The sequence below is a fragment of the Leucobacter tardus genome, from assembly GCF_017583045.1.
GTDB lineage: Bacteria > Actinomycetota > Actinomycetes > Actinomycetales > Microbacteriaceae > Leucobacter > Leucobacter tardus.
Genome location: NZ_JAGFBF010000005.1, coordinates 431,044 through 449,946 on the forward strand (window position 1 = coordinate 431,044; position 18,903 = coordinate 449,946).

Sequence of the window (18,903 nt, forward strand, 5' to 3'; positions counted from 1 at the left end):
AGCTATCCGTCGCCTCGCATGAGTTCCACGAGACGAGCAGCGGCCTTCGGCACCTCGTCGTTCACGATGACGGCGTCGAACTCGTCGGCTGCGGCGAGTTCGACCTTCGCCGTCTCGAGCCGCCGCGTTCGTTCGGCCTCGCCTTCGGTCCCCCGCCCTACCAGGCGATCCACCAGCTCCTCCCATGAGGGCGGGGCGAGGAAGACCAGACGCGCGTCCGGCATGCTCGCGCGCACCTGTCGTGCGCCTTGCAGATCGATCTCGAGCAGGACCAGTTCGCCCTGCGCGGCCGCGTCGAGCACCGGTCCGCGCGGCGTCCCGTACCGGTGCGAGTTGTGCACGGTCGCCCATTCGAGCAGGTCGTCCTGGGCGAGCATGCGGTCGAACCCCTCATCATCGACGAAGAAGTAGTGCTGGCCTTCCACCTCTCCCGGGCGCGGCGCTCGTGTCGTCGCCGAGACGGACAGCTTCACCTCAGGGAAGTGCTCGCGAATGTACGCGGCGACGGTCCCCTTGCCGACCGCGGTCGGTCCGGCGAGTACCGTCAGCGGCGCTCCGACACCCGCTGTGACGCCGAGCCGCTCGCGCACGAAGGTCTCCAGCCGCGCGCGCTGCTGACGACCGAGGCCGCCGAGTCGCTTCTTCGGGGAGATCGCCAGGGACTCGAGCAGCCGCTCCAGCTTCGTCGGGCCGATCGCCGGGAAGGAGAGCAGGTAGTCGGTGACCCGCAGCCGCGCGGCCGGACTGTCGACCTCTGCGGACTGCCCCAGCACGAGCAGGGGTGAGACCTCCCCGGCGCGCAGCCGGCGCTTCAGCTCAGCGCGCGCACGTCGTGCGTCGATCGCCGCACGGTTCGCAGCGATGCGATCGACTTCCGGCATCGCCGGAGCCTGCTGACCACTCATGCCAGTCCTTTCTCGTTGTGCAACGCCGCCGCGATCTTCGCGGCGCGCTCTTCCACCCGAGTGGCGATGCCGCCGGGCCCTCCCGAGAGGATACTCCGCGACTCGTTCGCCAGGAGCGCGCGACCCAATCCGCCGAAGATCTCCCGAGCGTCCTCGATCTGCGCGCCCTGGTGTCCGAACCCGGGCGCGAGCACCGGGAGCGCCGGCCCGCCCTCGGCTCGATGGCGGTCGATGCCGAAGTCCGCGAGCCGCAGTGTCGCACCCAGCACCACACCGGTGGTCCCGACTGCGGCGCGCGCGTCAGCGGCGCGGTTGCGTGCCTCGGCCTCGTCGACCATTGCCGCTGCGACGGTCCGCCCGTCCGCGCGTACCGCGGTCTGCACGGGACGCGCCTCGGCGTTCGAGGTCGCCGCGAGCACGAAGAGTCCCTTGCCGTGTTCCCGCACCGCGGTGTCTGCGTCGTCGAGCATGCCGACACCCATGTACGGAGACACCGTGAGGGCATCGGATTCCAATGGGGATCCCGGGCTCAGCCACGCCTCGGCATAGGCCGCGAAGGTCGATCCGATATCGCCGCGCTTCGCGTCGGCGATCACCAGGAGGCCCGCCGCACGCGCGTCGGCGAGCACACGCTCGAGGGCGGCGAACCCCGCGGCGCCGAAGCGCTCAAAGAAGGAGATCTGCGGCTTCACGCACGCCGCGACGCCGGCGGCTGCGGCCACGACGTCGCGGCCCATCCGCTCGGCACCCGCAGCGTCATCGTGCAGACCCCACAGGTCGAGCAGGCCGGCGTGCGGGTCGATGCCGGCGCAGAGGTGGCGGCCCGCCGCGAACTGCGCGGCGAGCCGGTCACCGAACGGGGCGACGGTCACAGCGCCGCAGCCCGATCCCGCGCGTAGTCCTGCAGCGACTTCACGTCGAACCCGCTCGAGTCGCGCGACAGCGCTCCGACGGCGGCCGACAGCTCGGACACCGTGGTGAAGATCGGCTTGTCGGCGGCAACGGCCGCAGCGCGGATCTCCGATCCATCGGCGCGCGCCGAGCTACCGGACGGGGTGTTGACGATCATGTCGATCTCGCCGCGGTCGATGAGGTCGACGATGCTGACCTCCTCCCCCGATTCGGAGTACTTCCGCACCGTGCGCGTTTCGATGCCGTTGCGCGCGAGCACGACCTGCGTGCCCGAGGTCGCGACGAGCGTGTACCCGAGCTCCTGCAGACGCAGCGCCGGCAGCACGATCTCACGCTTGTCGCGGTCCGCCACCGAGAGGAACACGGTACCGCTCGCGGGCAGCGCGCTGCCGGCGGCCGACTGGCTCTTCGCGAAGGCGCGGGGGAAGTCGCGGTCCATGCCCATGACCTCGCCGGTGGAGCGCATCTCGGGCCCGAGCAGCGAATCCACGACACGGCCGGCATTCGTCCGAAAGCGCTTGAACGGCAGCACCGCCTCCTTCACGGCGATCGGCGAGTCGATCGGTGCACGCGAGCCGTCGCGCTCGGGCAGCAGACCGCCCGCGATGAGCGAGGCGATGGTCTCCCCCGCCATGATGCGAGACGCCGCCTTCGCGAGCGGGATCCCGAGTGCCTTCGACACGAACGGCACCGTCCGGCTGGCGCGCGGGTTCGCCTCGAGCACGTACAGCACCCCCTGCGCGATCGCGAACTGGACGTTCAACAGGCCGCGCACGCCGATGCCCTCCGCGATGCCGCGGGTCGCCTCGCGCACCCGGGTGATCTCGTTGTGGCCGAGCGTCACCGGCGGCAGCGTGCAGCTGGAGTCGCCCGAGTGCACGCCCGCCTCCTCGATGTGCTCCATGACGCCGCCGACGTAGAGGTCGTCGCCGTCGAACAGCGCGTCGACATCGATCTCGATCGCGTCGTCCAGGAAGCGGTCGACGAGCAGCGGGTGCCCGGGACCCACGAGGGCGTGCCCGTCGATGCGCTCGAAGTAGCCGCGCAGCGACGGCGTGTCGTAGACGATCTCCATGCCGCGTCCGCCGAGGACGAAGGAGGGCCGCACGAGGACCGGGTAGCCGATCTCCTCGGCGATCCGGATCGCTCCGGCCTCATCGATGGCCGTGCCGTTGCGCGGGGCCGTGAGCCCGGCGCGCGTGAGGATGTCGGAGAACGCTCCGCGCTCCTCCGCGAGATCGATCGCTTCCGGCGTGGTGCCGAGAATCGGAATGCCGGCGTCCTTCAACGGCTGCGCCAGTCCGAGCGCCGTCTGGCCGCCGAGCTGCACGACGACCCCGAGCAGTTCGCCCGACTGCTGCTCGGCGTGAATCACCTCGAGCACGTCTTCGAGCGTGAGCGGCTCGAAGTACAGGCGGTCGGAGGTGTCGTAGTCGGTCGACACCGTTTCCGGGTTGCAGTTGATCATGATCGTCTCGTAGCCGGCCTCCGAGAGCGCGAACGAGGCGTGCACGCAGGAGTAGTCGAACTCGACGCCCTGGCCGATGCGGTTCGGACCCGAACCGAGGATCACGACCTTCCGGCGATCGGACGGCGCGACCTCGGTCTCGAGATCGTACGACGAGTAGTGGTACGGCGTGAGCGCCGGGAACTCGCCGGCGCACGTGTCCACGGTCTTGAACACGGGCCGCAACCCGAGCCCGTGCCGCAGCCCGCGCACCTCGGACTCGGAGAGTCCGCGGATGGCGGCGATCTGGGCGTCCGAGAACCCGTGGTCCTTCGCCTCGGAGAGCACCTCGAGCGTCAGCTGCGCGGCCCCGGCGATGCGCTCGGCGACCTCGTTGATGAGCACGATCTGATCGAGGAACCAGGGATCGATCGAGGTCGAATCGAAGACCTGCTCGAGTGTCGCCCCGAGCCGAAGCGCCTGCTGCACGTCCACGATCCGGCCGTCGGTCGGTCGCTTGATCGACTCGAGGAGCGACGCGACGCGGGACTCGCGCGCGTCCGCCGGCACCGGGTCCCAGTGGAACGAGGTGCCGCGCTTCTCGAGCGAGCGCAGCGACTTCTGCAGCGCCGTCGTGAAGTTGCGGCCGATCGCCATCGCCTCGCCGACCGACTTCATGGTCGTGGTCAGCGTGTCGTCCGCTGCCGGGAACTTCTCGAACGCGAACCGCGGGGTCTTCACGACCACGTAGTCGATCGACGGTTCGAAGCTCGCCGGCGTCTTCTGGGTGATGTCGTTCGGGATCTCATTGAGGTGGTAGCCGATCGCCAGCTTCGCCGCGATCTTCGCGATCGGGAAGCCCGTGGCCTTCGAGGCGAGCGCCGAGGACCGTGAGACGCGCGGGTTCATCTCGATCACGATGATGCGGCCCGTCTCCGGATCGACGGCGTACTGGATGTTGCAGCCGCCGGTGTCCACACCCACGCGACGAATGATGTCGATGCCGATGTCACGGAGCTTCTGGTACTCGCGATCGGTGAGCGTGAGCGCCGGCGCCACGGTGATCGAGTCGCCCGTGTGCACGCCGACGGCGTCGACGTTCTCGATCGAGCAGATCACGACCGTGTTGTCGGCCTGATCGCGCATGAGCTCGAGCTCGTACTCCTTCCAACCGAGGATCGACTCCTCCAGGAGCACCTCGGTGGTCGGGCTGTAGTGGAGGCCGTCGCCCGCGATCCGGACGAGATCCTCTTCGGTGTAGGCGAAGCCCGAGCCGAGTCCGCCCATCGTGTAGGAGGGACGCACGACGAGGGGGTAGCCCAGGTCCTTCGCGAACTTCTTCGCCTCGTCGATCGTCCGTGCGATGTGCGAGCGAGCGACATCGGCGCCCGATTCGAGCACGAGATCCTTGAAGATCTGGCGATCCTCGCCCCGCTGGATCGCGTCGACGTTCGCGCCGATGAGCTCGACGCCGTGCTTCTCGAGGATGCCCTGGTCGTGCAGCGCGATCGCCGCGTTCAGCGCGGTCTGCCCGCCGAGGGTCGGCAGGATCGCATCGGGGCGCTCCTTCACGATGATCGACTCGATCACCTCGGGGGTGATGGGCTCGACGTACGTGGCGTCGGCGAAGTCGGGATCGGTCATGATCGTCGCGGGGTTCGAGTTCACCAGGATGACGCGGACGCCCTCCTCGCGCAGCACCCGGCAGGCCTGTGTGCCGGAGTAGTCGAACTCGCAGGCCTGGCCGATGACGATCGGACCCGATCCGATGACGAGGACGGAGGTGATATCAGCGCGCTTCGGCATTTACTTGGTCTCCTGGGTCGAGGTGCCTGCGGCGCGGTCGGAGACCAGCGCCCGGAAGCGGTCGAAGAGGTAGAAGGCGTCGTGCGGTCCGGCCGCCGCCTCGGGATGGTACTGGACGGAGAAGGCGGGGATGTCGAGGCATTCCAGACCCTCCACCACGTGGTCGTTCAGGCTGTAGTGGCTCACCTGCACTCGGCCGAAGCCCTCCGCGGATTCGAGCTCGCCGTCGAGCGGGGCGTCGACGGCGAAGCCGTGGTTCTGCGCCGTGATCTCGACGCGACCGGTGCGCTTGTCGAGCACCGGTTGGTTGATGCCCCGGTGACCGAACGGCAGCTTGTAGGTGCCGAACCCGAGGGCGCGGCCGAGCAGCTGGTTGCCGAAGCAGATGCCGAAGTAGGGCACGCCGTCGCGGAGCAGCTCGCGCAGCACCTCGACCTGCGCATCGCTGGCGGCGGGGTCGCCCGGGCCGTTGGAGTAGAACAGCGCATCGGGTGCGATCGCGCGCAGTTCGTCCGGCGAGGTCGTCGCCGGGAGGACGATGACGTCGAAGCCGTGCTCGGAGAGGTACTGGATCGTCGCCCGCTTCACGCCCAGGTCGAGCACGGCGATCGATCCGACGCGCGGCACGCCCTCGGCCGCCGGCACGTCGTACCGCTCGGGTGTCGTCACCTCGGCGGACAGGTTCTTGCCTGCCATGCCCTCCTGGCTCGTCACGAGAGCGAGCTGCTCGTCGTCGGTGAGGTCGAGCGCCGCACCGGAGAACACCCCGGCGCGCATGGCGCCGGCCGAGCGGATGTGCCGGGTCACCGCTCGGGTGTCGATCCCCGAGATCCCGACGACGCCGTCCGCGACGAGATCGTCGTCGAGCGGACGCTGCGAACGGAAGTTGGAGACCCGACGTGCGGGGTCTCGGACGATGAATCCCGAGACCCAGATCTTGCGCGACTCCATATCGGTGTCGTTGGCACCGGTGTTTCCGATGTGGGGGGCCGTCATCAGGACGATCTGCCCGGCGTACGACGGGTCCGTGAGGGTCTCCTGGTAGCCGGTCATACCCGTCGAGAAGACGACCTCTCCGAGCGTCTGACCGGTCGCGCCGTAGGCCTTTCCGGTGAAGCGGGTGCCGTCCTCGAGAACGAGCACGGCGGCGGGGGTCGCCGCGGTGGGTGTGGGAGTCACGCATCCTCCTGGGTGGTGTGTGGATCGTCGGCCGGGTGCGGCCGTGGAGTGTCCGAGGTGTGGGCGGCGATCTGATCGATCGCCGTGGTGAAGGTGTGCTGGTCGGCGGAGGTCAGGGCCCGGAAGCCGGATTCGAGTTCGCGGTCCCCTGAGCGCCAGATCAGGAGGGCGAGTCCGTCGCGCTCGACGGCTTTGCCGACCCGGGCTCGCGCGGTCGCCGTGCGGATCACATCGGCGGCGGCCACGTGCACGGACGGCTCACCCGTGACGGTCACCGTGAGACCGTCGGTGCGCACCGTGACGGAGGCATACCCGCGGTACGCGAGGCCGGGCAGCGCGATGCGCTCGAAGGGGGCGCCCGCCGGGGTCGTCGAGATGTAGCTGATCCGCGGGATCTCGGCGATCACGCGGCCGACCGGTGCCTGCTGCCCGGTCGGCACCGCACGATCGCGGCGCAGGCGCGCACGCCAGGCGAACCACATGCCCGCCAGAATGGGGAGTGCGCACACCCCCATGATCGTCGCGAGTGCGGTGGCGTTCATCGGGCGCTCTCGGCGGCAGCGGCGACCTGTGCGGCGTCGACGAGCACCCCGTCATCGACGGTGAGGATGCCGCGACGAATCGTGGTGTGGATGCGGCCGGGCAGCTCCATCCCGAGGAACGGCGAATTCGTGCTGCGTCCGTGCAGGCGCGCAAGATCGAAGACGCTCGATGCCGCGGGGTTCACGAGCACGAGATCGGCGGAGTGACCCTCGGCGAGTTCGGCGGGATGTCCGGCGAGACGGCCGATCGCGGCGGGTCGCTGCGAGAGCAGTTGCTCGACTTCGGCCCAGCTGGCGTGCCCGCCCTCGATGAGGGTGAGGATCGCGATCGGCAGTGCCGACTCGAGCCCGACCATGCCGAATGCAGCCGCATCCCACTCGCACTCCTTCGCCTCGACGGGGTGCGGCGCGTGATCCGTCGCGATGATGTCGATGACACCGTCGGAGACCGCCGCCCGCAGCGCGCGCACATCGCGGTCACTGCGGAGCGGCGGATTGACCTTGTACCGGGGGTCGTAGGTCCGTGCGAGCTCGTCGGTGAGGATGAGGTGGTGCGGCGTGACCTCGGCCGTGACCTGCACCCCCCGCGCCTTCGCCCAGCGGATGACTTCGACGGATCCGGCGGTCGAGAGATGGCAGATGTGGAGGCGCGCGCCGACGTGCTCGGCGAGCAGCACGTCGCGAGCGATGATCGACTCCTCCGCGACCGCGGGCCAGCCCTGCAGACCCAGTTCGCTCGAGAGCGCGCCCTCGTTCATCTGCGCGCCCTCGGTCAGCCGCGGATCCTGCGCGTGCTGGGCGACGACGCCGTCGAACGTCTTCACGTACTCGAGCGCACGTCGCATGAGCAGCGGGTCGTGCACGCACTTGCCGTCATCGGAGAAGACGCGCACGGCCGCTCGGGACTGCGCCATCGCACCGATCTCGCTCAGGCGTTCGCCTGCAAGGTCTTCCGTGACCGCGCCGATGGGCCTCACCGTCGCGTATCCCGCGGCGTCGCCGAGCGCCTGCACCTGCTCCACGACCCCGGCCGTGTCGGCGACCGGACTCGTATTCGCCATCGGGAAGACCGTGGTGAACCCGCCAGCCGCAGCCGCCCGCGTGCCGGTGAGCACCGTCTCCGACTGCTCGAATCCCGGCTCGCGCAGGTGGGTGTGCAGATCGACCAGACCCGTCAGCGCGACGAGCCCGTCGGCCTCGATGACCCGCTCGCCCTCACGCGCATCGAGTCGCGCGCCGGGTGCGCTGCGCTCGGAGATCACGCTGCCCTCGATGCGGAGATCGACAACGGGAGCGGTCGTCACGACGGGGCCGACCCCCTGCGACCCGCGCTCCGTGAGGTCGCCCGCGAGGCGCGCACCCCGGATCAGCAGACTCGTGACTGGAGCGTTCATGCGGTTCCTCCTCGTTCGCCCGACAGTAGTAGGTAGAGTGCGGCCATTCGCACCGATACACCGTTCGCGACCTGTTCGAGCACCGTGGCGCGCGGCGAGTCGGCGGCGGCGGACGAGATCTCGAGGCCGCGGTTCATGGGACCGGGGTGCATCACGAGGGCGTGCTCGGTGAGGCGCGCGAGACGCGGCTCGTCGAGTCCCCAATTGCGCGCGTATTCCCGCTCGTTCGGGAAGAACGCCTTGTGCATGCGCTCCGCTTGGATGCGGAGGAGCATCACCACGTCGGGCCGCTCCTCGGCGATGGCCGCGTCGAGCGAGTGGTGCACCGTGACCGGCCACTCGCGGGTGCCGAACGGCAGCAGCGTTTCAGGCGCGACGAACGCGACGCGCGCGCCGAGCGCGGTGAGCAGCCAGAGATTGGATCGTGCCACCCGGGAGTGCACGATGTCCCCGATGATCACCACGGAGATGCCCGCGAGATCCCGGCCCCGGCTCGCGTCGCCGAACAGCCGCCGACGCATCGTGAACGCGTCGAGCAGCGCCTGCGTCGGGTGCTCGTGCATGCCGTCGCCGGCGTTCAGCACGCCGGCCTCGATCCAGCCGCTCCGCGCCAGTCGATCGGGCGCGCCGCTCGCCGGGTGCCGGATCACCACCGCGTCCGCTCCGATCGCCTGGAGGGTTTGCGCGGTGTCCTTCAGCGACTCGCCCTTGGAGACCGATGATCCCTTGGCGCTGAAGTTGATCACGTCAGCGCTCAGTCGCTTCGCGGCGGCCTCGAACGATATCCGGGTGCGCGTCGAATCCTCGTAGAAGAGGTTGACCACCGTCTTGCCACGCAGCGTCGGCAGCTTCTTGACCTCCCGCTGCTGGGTCGCGGACATGTCCTCGGCGGTGTCGAGGATCATGATCGCGTCCTCACGGCCGAGGGTCCTGGTGTCGAGCAGGTGCCTCACGCGCCGGCCTCCCCCGATGCGTCGGAGATCGTGACCTCGTCGACGCCGTCGTGCTCCTCGAGCCGCACCGAGATGCGCTCGTGCTTCGCACTCGGCAAGTTCTTCCCGATGAAGTCGGCGCGGATCGGCAACTCCCGGTGTCCACGGTCGATCAACGAGGCCAGACGGACGGCGCGGGGGCGACCGTGATCGTTCACGGCGTCCAGAGCGGCGCGAACGGTGCGCCCCGAGAACAGCACGTCGTCGACGAGCACGACGGTCGCGCCGTCGACACCGCCGACCGGCATATCCGTCGGCTGCGGCGCGCGGGTGGGCTGATGCGCGAGATCGTCGCGGTACATCGTGACGTCGAGACTGCCGACCGGGACGTCCGCGCCCTCGATACGAGAGATCGTCGCGGCGATGCGATGAGCGAGGCTCGAACCGCGGGTCGGAATGCCGACCAGCACCAGACCGTCGACGCCCTTGTTCGACTCGATGATTTCATGCGAGATTCGGGTCAATGCCCGCGAAATCTCGGCACCCTCGAGTACCGTTCGCGTTCCCACGACTCGCCCCCCTTCTCCGCCTCACTGGACGGCTCTTAAAGAAAAGCCTCCGACGATCATAGCGCACCGTTCGAGGGTCCGCACCGATCGTCCGCTATGCCGCCCGGTGCTCCGCGATCCGGCCGAGGACGCCGTTCACGAACCTGCCCGAATCCTCGGTCGAGAGTTCCTTCGCCAGCTCCACGGCTTCGTCGATCGCCACCGCAGCGGGGACGTCCGCGTTGTGCAGCAGTTCCCAGCTCGCGAGCCGCAACAGGGCACGATCGATGTTCGGCATGCGCTCGAGGGTCCACCCCTGCGCGTAGGTCGTGATCAGTTCGTCGATCTCCTCGCGATGATCATCGACGCCGTCGACGATCTCGCGCGCGTACAGCCACGAGGCCATCCGGTCGGGTTCGCCCGCGGCGCGCTGCGCCTCCGCGTGGACGACGGCGGAGAGCCGCTCGTTGCGGACGTCGGCCTGGAACAGCATGTCCAGGGCGCGCTTCCGGGCTTTGGTGCGTGCGCTCACTCCCGCGCCTAGTCGTTGACGCGACCGAGGTAGTCACCCGTACGGGTGTCGACCTTGACGCGCGTGCCGGTCTCGAGGAACAGCGGCACCTGGATCTCGGCACCCGTCTCGACGGTGGCGGACTTCGTGCCTCCCGTGGAACGGTCGCCCTGCAGTCCGGGCTCGGTGTAGGTGACCTCGAGCACGACCGACGGGGGAAGCTCGACGTAGAGCGGATCCCCCTCGTGCAGGGCGATCTGCACCTGCTGGTTCTCGAGCATGTACTTCGAGGCGTCGCCGACGACAGCTCCGGAGACGGTCAGCTGATCGTAGTCGGCCTGGTCCATGAAGACGAAGTCGTTGCCGTCCTGGTACAGGTACTGGTAGTCGCGGCGATCCACGAGGGCGGTCTCGATCTTGGCACCCGCGTTGTAGGTCTTATCGATGATCTTGCCCGACAGCACGTTCTTCTGCTTCGTGCGCACGAACGCTCCGCCCTTGCCCGGCTTGACGTGCTGGAACTCGACCACGCTCCAGAGCTGACCGTTCTCTTTGATGACGGTGCCGTTCTTGATGTCGTTCGAGGATGCCATGTGCCGTATGCTCTCCGGTTCAGTACGATTCGGGCGCAGGATCGCGCCAGACCATTCTACATCCTCGCGCCCGCGCGACTTCCAGCGCGTGGGGTTGTGCCGATCCCACAGTGCGCTCGGACCGCCGTCCGCCGGGCGGCTAGGCTCACCCCATGCACATGCTCTTCCGCACCCTGTGGCACCTCATCCTCGTCGGACCCCGCGGTCGCCGGCTCGGTTTCGACGAGGTCTCGCGCTCGCGCTTCCGTGTGTGGCCGACGGATCTCGATGTGCTCGGTCACATGAACAACGGGAAGTACCTGTCGATCATGGATGTGGCACGGTTCGACCTGATCCAGCGCAACGGCGTGCTCGACATCTTCAAGCGCGAGCGCTGGTACTCGGTGGTCGTGAGCCAGACCGTCTCGTATCGCAAGTCGCTGAACCCGTGGCAGCGCTTCTGGATCGAGTCGCGCATCCTCGGGTTCGACGACCGCGCCGTCTACATGGAGCAGCGCTTCGTGCGGCCGGATGGCGATCGACGACCAGAGGTGTACGCGCGGGCCGTGGTGCGCGCCAGGATCCTCCGCCGCTCGGGCGGCACGGTGCCGATGGCCGAGGTGATCGAACGGACGGGTGCAGACGCCTCGGCCCTCGCGGTGCCGCGGGAGATCCTCGACTGGGCTGAGGCGGTGCGCCTCCCGGCGACGCGTGCCGAAGCGCTCAGCGTCTGGGAGTGATCGACCGCACGATCAGCAGTACGGCTGCCGCGCCCCCATGTGCGGCCCCTGGTTGAAGACCCCGCGAGTACTCACCCGCACCACGCCCTCCGAGTCGTCGAAGATGTGACGCGCACCTAGCCGCCCCTCGCCGAGCGCGTTGGCGAGCCAGGTGAAGCTGTTCGCGTCCAGCGGCTCGCGCTCGCCCGCAGCCAGTCGTCCGAGCTGCAGCATGAACATTTCCGTCAATGAGACGTGGGGTCCGTGGGCGAAGCCGAGCCCGAGGAGCGGGGGCGCGTCACTCGCGGGCACGAGTCGCAGGGTCCAGACCGGCGCGCGGGTCCCGCGACCGTCCGACGCGCCCCCGACCCGGACCTCGGCCTCCATCGGAGGCTGATCGAGCAGGGCGAACTCGCGCTCGGCCTCGTGCGACAGCACGAGTCCCGCCGTGCCGCGGAACACCTCGGGGAACCGTCGGGCCGCATCGGCGAACAGCGCGCTCCACGCCGTTCTCCCCAGGCCGTACGGAGCGGGGACGGCCACGAGCGCGGGATCCTGAGCGATCCGCTCGCCGAGCCGCATGAGATCGGCGCCCGCGGCGGCGAAGGCCTCGGGCTCGGGGACTGCGATTCCCGCCCACCCCGCCACCGCGCGTGCGGCGGTGAAGCTCGCCTCCATGCTCGACCGTGCGGCATCATCGATGATCTCGGCGAATCCGGTGGCCTGGAACTCCGACGCGCGGAGTCGGGACGCACCCGCGTCGAGCCAGGCATCGATGTCGTCCGTGCGGCGATCCGACGTCCCTCCGACGGCCGGATCCGAGTCGGATGCACGTCCATGACGCGCGAGCGCCGCATCGAGACGGGCGGCGAGATCCGGGAACATCCCGCGAGCGTTGCGCAACCGATCCCCGCCGTCGTCCCAGTGCTGCATGCCCCGATCATCCCACGCGAACCGGCGATCTCGTGCCGGGTCGCGCGTGTCGCAGGCCGTTCAGTCGACGCGCAGGCCGCTCACGCTCCGCTCGATCAGCGACTGCACCGCGGCGGGCAGCTCTCCGGCGTCTGCCACGCCGATGCTCGTCGGCGCGTACCGGCGCACCAGCTCGTCGGCCGCGATGCCGATGCCGAACACCTCGATGCCTGCGGCGCGCAGCGCACGGATCCGCTCGTCCGCGGCCCCGGGGTCGTTCGAGTCGCCGTCGCTCACGACGATGACAATACGCCGTCGGGCGATGCCGTCGCCCGCCTCGCCCGAGCCCGGTGGATGCGTCTCCGGAGAGCCGGCGTCGATCCCGAACAGGCGTCCGGCCAGCAGCAGCGCGGCGGCATCATTCGTCCCTCCCGCCGGGCTCCGGATCTCGGCCTGGAGTGCGAGGCGGGCCTGATCGGTGAGCGCTCCGGCCAGCGGCTTCACCAGAAGCGCGATCGCATCGAACGCGATCAGAGCGGTGCGGATCCCGAGTTCGAGCGACTCCCCCGCGGTTCGCTCGGCGTGCTCGATGTCGCGCTGGGCCCCCGCCAGACCCTCGAGCATGATGAGCGCGGCGTCCGCGGCCGCCTCCGCCGGGCGGCCCCACATCGAACCCGAACGATCGACGGCGAGCACGTAGTCGGTGTTGCCGGGGCGTTCGGTGCGCCTGGGCACCCGGGATCGTCGCCGGAACGCCGCGGGCCGGGGGGCACCGGCACGCACCTCGGCCACGGCACGGGCGAGCGCTTCCGTGTGCAGCTCCTCCCCGTCGGCGTCCGGGTTCCGACTCGCCGCGCGCCGCGGCGCCGTGCGTTCGGCGATCACGTCCTGCCACACCGCCCGCATCCGGTCGATCGCCTCCGACCGATCGACCGTGCGTCGCCGGTACTCCGCGAGCGCGATCGCGTCACGACCCGTGCCTCCCGCAACGCGATCGGCATCGCCCGCCTCCGCCTCGAGCTGCGTCGCGTCGGCGAGCACCGCCGACACGAGGGCCCCGTGAGCGGGAATCGGCGTGGCGAGCACGCGGTCCAGGAAGCCGGAGTGCGCGGCCGCGAACAGGTTCTCGGGCACGGTGCTCGACGCGGAATCGCCCGCATCCGGCACCGCATCCTCATCGGGTTCCTCGGACTCGTCGGTCGCGTCGGCGCCCGTTCCGAGTGGTGCGGCGGAAGTGTCCAGCGGATCATCCGCTGCGGGATCCGTCTCCCCGCCCGCTACGGCGAGACCAGTATCGTGCTGATCGAGCTCGAGAAGCCGCCGGTACGGTTCGAGCGTGAGGGCGAGACCGCGTTCGAGCCGCTGCAGCGAGGACCGGCCGGATCGCGGCGCCACCGCGACACGGAGCACCTCCCCCGCCCGTGCCGCATCGCCCGGGCCGAACGCGGTGTCGGCGACGGCCTGCACCTCAGGGGCGACCCGCGGGCGGCCATCAGGCGCGAGCTGCAGGGTCAGCACGAGCACCACCCACTGCAGATGCCTCGGCCACGATCGGACATCGGGCGGCACGCTCCGACGCACCGCCGCCGCGACGCTCCCGTGGACCGCTGGCAGCGCGGTGAGCAGGCCGCTCGCCGCCTGCATCCGATCGAGCGCGGCGAGCAGGGGTTCGAGCTCCGGGTGCGCCGCGGCGATCGAACGCCGCCTGCGGACGCGGATCGGATCGATCCTCGCCTCACGGACCACCCCCCAGAGCTCGAGCAGTGCGAGCGCCTCGGCTTCGGCGTCCGGATGACCCCGCGCGGCGAAGTACCCCAGGCCCACCTCGATCGTGCCGTCGTCGACGCGCCACTCCTCGCCGTCGTCGACGATCACTCGCGCCCCGAGCACACGCCCGGCTGCTTCGAAGCGCGATCTCAATGATGCGCGTCGCTCCGCGGACGACTCACCCATGCGCCCACCCTACCGGCGCGTCACGCCGACGTCCCTGACGCGCCTCATCGGCCTGATAGCGTGACGACATGCTGCCCGTCGCCGCCGATCCCGTGGTTCACGAAGCCGCTCGCCTGCGTCGCGAGCTCCGCCTCACGCGACGCGCCCGTCGCGCCGCCGTGCACATTCCCGGTACGGAGGTGACGGAGGCGCTCCGGACTGCGGAAGCGCGCCTCGAGACGCAACTCGCCGATGTGCTCGAGGATCCCGCGCACGCCCGGGCGATCGCGCGTGCGCTCGATGCCAGGGCCGGTGCCCTGCGGGTTGCGGTCGCCGCGCGTCGTGCGGAGGACGCGCGAGCCGAAGCCGGGGTCGCGGCGGCCGCGCTGACGGCCGCAGCGGCGGCGCGCGGCGGATCGATCACAACGGCCGAGCGCGATCGGGTCGCCGAGCTGCTCGCAGAATCGCACGGCAACGGCCCCGCCGACGACTGGGAGGCCGAGATCGTCTCCTCGCAGGTGAGGGACGAGGTCCTCGAAGCGCTGACGACGCTCCGTCTCCGCGACGCCGCCGCGCAACTGCGCACCGGCGTGCTCCTCACCGCGCAGATGCGGGAGATCATCGCCGAAGCGCTGCCGGCGACCCGACGCGGGGACCCGGTGCTGCTGCTGGGCGAGACCGGGGGCGCGAAGACGGCGCTGGCCGAGTCGCTCGCGCACCGCGCCACCGGCACAGCCCCCGAGTTCATCTCCGGATACGGCGACATCACCGGCGCACAGGTCATCGGGGCCCATGAACTGCGATCCGAGGCCGGAGCCACTGTCAGCGCGTTCGTCGACGGACCGCTGCTGCGCGCGATGACCGATGGCCGGGCCCTGATCCTCGACGAGATCAACGCCATGCCCGCCGAGTTCTTGAAGCGACTGAACCGGATCCTGCAGCTTCGGCCGGGCGACCGGTACGCCGTGCAGGAGAACGCCGGCCGGGTCGTCACGATCGCACCGGGGTTCGCGATCCTCGCGACCGCGAACGAGCAGACCCCGCACCGGTATCGCGGACTCGACCGCCTGAGCGCCGAGCTCATCAACCGATTCGGGGCGAACGCCTACCGCGTGCACTACCCCGACACCGGCAACGACTACACCGACTTCCCCGCCGAGAACGTGCTCCTCGCGACGGCGTCCGTCGTCGACCGGCACGGGGAGTTGCCGACCGGACTCACCCACGCCGAGCTGGCGCGCGTCTGCCGCGCGGCGTTCATCAGCCAACAGGTCTTCGCCGGAACGCACGGCACCGGATTCGACTCCTACGTCAGCACCGAACGCGATATCGACGGGCGCCCGGGGCTCGAGGAATCCGTGCTCGCGCCGCGCACCCTCGTGGCGATCCTGCAGAAAGTCGCGGGCAGCGGCGGCGGGGTCACCCTCGACCAGGCGCTGCGTCGTTTCGTCGCAGGCATCATGCACCAGGAGGATCGCCGCGTGCTCACGCTCGTGATCCAGGGTCAGGGCTTCGACCTCTGAACCGGCGCTGCGGTGCCGCGTCTCCGGGTCGCCCCGGTCAGACGTTCGCGATCAGTTCGCGATCTCCTGATACGCGAACTGCAGCACCGACTGATCGACGCCGGCCAGCACACGCGGCTTCGCGATGTCGTCGAGCACGATGAAGCGCAGCATGCCCGCACGCGCCTTCTTGTCGCGCTGCATGGTGGCGAGCAGACCGGGCCAGCGGCCGGCGGGATACGACTGCGGAAGCCCGAGCAGCGTCAGCACGCGTCGGTGACGCTCGACCGCCTCGTCGGAGAGCGATCCGGCCATGCGGCCCAGCTCGGCGGCGAACATCATGCCGATGGCGACAGCGACGCCGTGCCGCCACTGATAGCGTTCGGCGTGCTCGATCGCGTGACCGAGCGTGTGCCCGTAGTTGAGCATCTCGCGCGCGCCGCCCTCGAGGAAGTCCTCCGAGACCACGGAGGCCTTCACCGCGATCGCGCGCTCGATGACCTCACGGAACTCGGAGGTCGACGGGTCGCTGACGCGGTCCACATCGGCCTCGATCAGGTCGAGGATCGCCGGATCCGCGATGAACCCGGCTTTCGCGACCTCGGCGAAGCCGGCCAGGACCTCGTTCTTCGGCAGGGTCTCCAGGAGATCGAGGTCGCAGATCACCGCACGAGGCGCGAAGAAGGCTCCGACGAGGTTCTTCCCCTCGGCCGTGTTGATCCCGGTCTTGCCCCCGACGGCCGCATCCACCATGCCGAGCACCGTCGTCGGGATCTGGACGACCTGCACGCCGCGCAACCACGTCGCCGCCACGAACCCGGCGAGGTCGGTGACCGCGCCACCACCCAATCCGATCACGGCGTCGCTCCGCGTGAAATCGGCCTGCCCCAGGATCTGCCAGCAGAACGCCGCGACCTCCACCCGCTTCGCCGACTCGGCGTCGGGCACCTCGGCGAGCAGCACCTGGTCGTACCGATCCTGCAGCGACGCGCGCAACTCCTCGGCCATCCTTCCGACGGTCGGGGTGTGCACGATGAGCACCTTCGCGACGCGCTCATCGAGAGCGTCCGCGACGGTTCCGATGATCCCCCTGCCGACGGTGATCTCATACGCAGCGGATCCCGTCACCGGGATGCGAGTGGGGGCGTCAGTCATCGGATCGTGACTCCTTTACGGGTTCGGAACTCGGAGTGTGCGGGCGCGCGCGGTTCCGCTCGCGCCATGCCTTGCGGCCCTGCGCCGCCACCCACCGAGATGTGCGTTCGGTGAGCTGGTCCTTCGTCGCACGGTCGGTGCGGAACGTGACATCGGCCACGGCGTCGTAGAGCGGGCGGCGCTCGCGCAGAATGCGTCCCCAGGCGGAGGGGTCATCGCGCAGCAGCGGACGCTTCGCCAGATTCGCGGTGCGCAGCACCGCCTCCTGCGTCGTCATGAGCAGCACGACGGGGTGCTCGGCGAGCAGCGCACGCGTGCCCTCGTGGATCACGGCGCCGCCGCCGAGCGCGACGATACGCGCACCCGTCTCGGCGAGTTCGTGCGCGATGACCTCGGCCTCGCGCCGCCGGAACTCGTCCTCCCCGTGCGTGACGAAGAACTCCGCGATCGGACCGTACTTCCGCACGAACTGGGCATCGGTGTCGACGAAGGGGATGCCGAGTTCACGTGCGACCCGCTTGCCGAGACTCGTCTTCCCCGCGGCCATCGGGCCCACGAAGACGATGGCGCGCTCGGGCAGGCGCTGACCGCCCCGTCTGCGACGCGCCGGTCTGACGCCGCCCGCGGACCGGGCGCGCTCACGCCGCGCCGCCGGAGCGAAGCTCGGCGGCGTCGGTACGGGTCGCGTCTCGGGTGGGCCGACCGGGCGGCCGGCGCGGCGTGGCTCGTTCACGAGTCGATCGGCGCCCGCAGCCGTTCGGGGATGTTCGCGACGTACGCCTCGAGGTTGCGCCGCGTCTCCGACACGCTGTCCCCACCGAACTTCTCCGCGACGGCATCCGCGATGACGAGCGCGACCATCGCTTCGGCGACCACTCCGGATGCCGGTACCGCGGATACATCGCTGCGCTGGTGGTGCGCCTTCGCGTCCTCACCCGTCGCGACATCGACGGTGGGCAGCGCCCGGGGCACCGTGGCGATGGGCTTCATCCCGGCGCGCACGCGCACGACCTGGCCAGTCGTCATGCCGCCCTCGATGCCCCCGGCACGGCCGGTGTCTCGGGTGATGCCGTCCGCACCGGCGTGCAGCGCATCGTGGGCTTCGGAGCCGCGGCGGCGCGTGGTCTCGAAGCCGTCACCGACCTCGACCCCCTTGATCGCCTGGATCCCCATGAGGGCTCCGGCGAGCCGGGAGTCGAGACGGCGGTCCCAGTGGACATAGGATCCGAGCCCCGGGGGAAGTCCATAGGCCAGCACCTCGACGACGCCGCCGATGGTGTCGCCCGACTTCTTCGTGTCATCGACCTCGGCGACCATGCGCGCGCTCGTCTCGGGATCCGCACAGCGCAACGGGTCGGCGTCGAGCGTCGCGACATTCTCGGGCCTCGGCAGCGGCGTCCCGTCGGGAACTGCGACTCCGCCGATCGACACGGTGTGACTGACGAGACGGATGCCGAGCTCGGCGAGGAACGCGCGGGCGACCGCGCCGAGCGCGACCCGTGCGGCGGTCTCGCGCGCGCTCGCCCGCTCGAGCACTGGACGCGACTCGTCGAACCCGTACTTCTGCATGCCTGCGAGATCGGCGTGACCCGGACGCGGGCGCGTCAGCGGTGCACCGCGACCCCGCGACCGTTCGGAGAGATCGGTGGGCTCGGCGCTCATGACCTCGGCCCACTTCGGCCACTCGGTGTTGCCGATGCGGATCGCGACGGGCCCGCCGATGCTGACGCCCTGCACCACGCCGCCCGAGAGATGCAGCTCGTCCTGCTCGAACTTCATGCGCGAACCGCGTCCATATCCGAGCTTGCGTCGGGCGAGATCCTCGCGGATCCCGTCGAGGGTCACGGGCACGCCCGCGGGCAGCCCCTCGAGCACAGCAATGAGTTCGGGGCCGTGGGATTCCCCGGCGGTGAGCCAACGCAGCATAGGCACCAT

General features: G+C 70.0%; 17 protein-coding genes. 2 read left to right on the forward strand and 15 right to left on the reverse strand.

All coding sequences use genetic code 11. The features are described 5' to 3' along the window. Window positions 1-2: 2 nt before the first annotated feature. From gmk to efp, 10 genes are all read right to left on the reverse strand, one after another. Window positions 3-905 carry a guanylate kinase gene (gene gmk / locus J4H85_RS09030; RefSeq protein ID WP_208238871.1) on the reverse strand — a complete coding sequence of 301 codons (903 nt, stop codon included), beginning with the start codon at window positions 903-905 and terminating at the stop codon, window positions 3-5. Continuing rightward, a complete protein-coding gene (gene pyrF / locus J4H85_RS09035; protein ID WP_208238874.1) occupies window positions 902-1,777 on the reverse strand; it encodes an orotidine-5'-phosphate decarboxylase in 876 nt (291 codons plus the stop codon). The genes gmk and pyrF overlap by 4 nt, the downstream gene beginning before the upstream one ends. Next, on the reverse strand, window positions 1,774-5,070 hold the full coding sequence (gene carB / locus J4H85_RS09040; protein ID WP_208238875.1) for a carbamoyl-phosphate synthase large subunit: 3,297 nt from the start codon (window positions 5,068-5,070) through the stop codon (window positions 1,774-1,776). The genes pyrF and carB overlap by 4 nt, the downstream gene beginning before the upstream one ends. Then, on the reverse strand, window positions 5,071-6,249 hold the full coding sequence (gene carA / locus J4H85_RS09045) for a glutamine-hydrolyzing carbamoyl-phosphate synthase small subunit (protein WP_307863571.1): 1,179 nt from the start codon (window positions 6,247-6,249) through the stop codon (window positions 5,071-5,073). It lies immediately after the preceding gene. Next, on the reverse strand, window positions 6,246-6,791 hold the full coding sequence (locus tag J4H85_RS09050; RefSeq protein WP_208238878.1) for a PH-like domain-containing protein: 546 nt from the start codon (window positions 6,789-6,791) through the stop codon (window positions 6,246-6,248). The genes carA and J4H85_RS09050 overlap by 4 nt, the downstream gene beginning before the upstream one ends. Beyond that, window positions 6,788-8,185 carry a dihydroorotase gene (locus J4H85_RS09055; RefSeq protein ID WP_243893600.1) on the reverse strand — a complete coding sequence of 466 codons (1,398 nt, stop codon included), beginning with the start codon at window positions 8,183-8,185 and terminating at the stop codon, window positions 6,788-6,790. Before J4H85_RS09055 ends, J4H85_RS09050 begins: the two co-directional genes overlap by 4 nt. Then, window positions 8,182-9,138 carry an aspartate carbamoyltransferase catalytic subunit gene (locus J4H85_RS09060; RefSeq protein ID WP_208238880.1) on the reverse strand — a complete coding sequence of 319 codons (957 nt, stop codon included), beginning with the start codon at window positions 9,136-9,138 and terminating at the stop codon, window positions 8,182-8,184. The genes J4H85_RS09055 and J4H85_RS09060 overlap by 4 nt, the downstream gene beginning before the upstream one ends. Continuing rightward, window positions 9,135-9,686, reverse strand: a complete 552-nt coding sequence (gene pyrR / locus J4H85_RS09065; RefSeq protein ID WP_208238882.1) for a bifunctional pyr operon transcriptional regulator/uracil phosphoribosyltransferase PyrR — start codon at window positions 9,684-9,686, stop codon at window positions 9,135-9,137. Before pyrR ends, J4H85_RS09060 begins: the two co-directional genes overlap by 4 nt. Window positions 9,687-9,780: 94 nt before the next feature. After that, window positions 9,781-10,197 (reverse strand): transcription antitermination factor NusB, encoded by a 417-nt coding sequence (nusB, locus tag J4H85_RS09070; RefSeq protein WP_208238884.1) that lies wholly within the window; start codon window positions 10,195-10,197, stop codon window positions 9,781-9,783. A gap of 8 nt (window positions 10,198-10,205) precedes the next feature. Beyond that, the gene (gene efp / locus J4H85_RS09075; protein WP_208238886.1) at window positions 10,206-10,769 is read right to left on the reverse strand and encodes an elongation factor P; all 564 of its coding nucleotides are present in this window, start codon (window positions 10,767-10,769) and stop codon (window positions 10,206-10,208) included. 152 nt (window positions 10,770-10,921) lie between these two features. On the opposite strand from efp, the gene J4H85_RS09080 reads away from it, so the two are divergent. Beyond that, window positions 10,922-11,488: a thioesterase family protein gene (locus J4H85_RS09080; RefSeq protein ID WP_208238887.1), complete on the forward strand. Its 567-nt coding sequence runs from the start codon at window positions 10,922-10,924 to the stop codon at window positions 11,486-11,488. Between the two features lie 12 nt (window positions 11,489-11,500). Here the strand turns inward: J4H85_RS09080 and J4H85_RS09085 are convergent, their stop codons facing one another. Both J4H85_RS09085 and J4H85_RS09090 read right to left on the reverse strand, forming a co-directional pair. After that, the gene (locus J4H85_RS09085) at window positions 11,501-12,400 is read right to left on the reverse strand and encodes a hypothetical protein (RefSeq protein WP_208238889.1); all 900 of its coding nucleotides are present in this window, start codon (window positions 12,398-12,400) and stop codon (window positions 11,501-11,503) included. Window positions 12,401-12,460: 60 nt separating this feature from the next. Continuing rightward, complete coding sequence (locus J4H85_RS09090; protein ID WP_208238891.1) at window positions 12,461-14,332, reverse strand: VWA domain-containing protein; 1,872 nt, start codon at window positions 14,330-14,332, stop codon at window positions 12,461-12,463. A gap of 68 nt (window positions 14,333-14,400) precedes the next feature. Between J4H85_RS09090 and J4H85_RS09095 the strand changes: the two genes are divergently transcribed. Further along, window positions 14,401-15,834 (forward strand): AAA family ATPase, encoded by a 1,434-nt coding sequence (locus J4H85_RS09095; protein WP_208238893.1) that lies wholly within the window; start codon window positions 14,401-14,403, stop codon window positions 15,832-15,834. A gap of 51 nt (window positions 15,835-15,885) precedes the next feature. On the opposite strand, the gene aroB is transcribed toward J4H85_RS09095, so the two are convergent. From aroB to aroC, 3 genes are read right to left on the reverse strand one after another with little or no spacing between them, the layout of a single operon-like run. After that, complete coding sequence (gene aroB, locus J4H85_RS09100; RefSeq protein WP_208238895.1) at window positions 15,886-16,968, reverse strand: 3-dehydroquinate synthase; 1,083 nt, start codon at window positions 16,966-16,968, stop codon at window positions 15,886-15,888. Then, a complete protein-coding gene (locus J4H85_RS09105) occupies window positions 16,961-17,701 on the reverse strand; it encodes a shikimate kinase (RefSeq protein WP_208238897.1) in 741 nt (246 codons plus the stop codon). Before J4H85_RS09105 ends, aroB begins: the two co-directional genes overlap by 8 nt. After that, window positions 17,698-18,894 carry a chorismate synthase gene (gene aroC, locus J4H85_RS09110; protein WP_208238898.1) on the reverse strand — a complete coding sequence of 399 codons (1,197 nt, stop codon included), beginning with the start codon at window positions 18,892-18,894 and terminating at the stop codon, window positions 17,698-17,700. Before aroC ends, J4H85_RS09105 begins: the two co-directional genes overlap by 4 nt. Window positions 18,895-18,903: the final 9 nt, after the last annotated feature.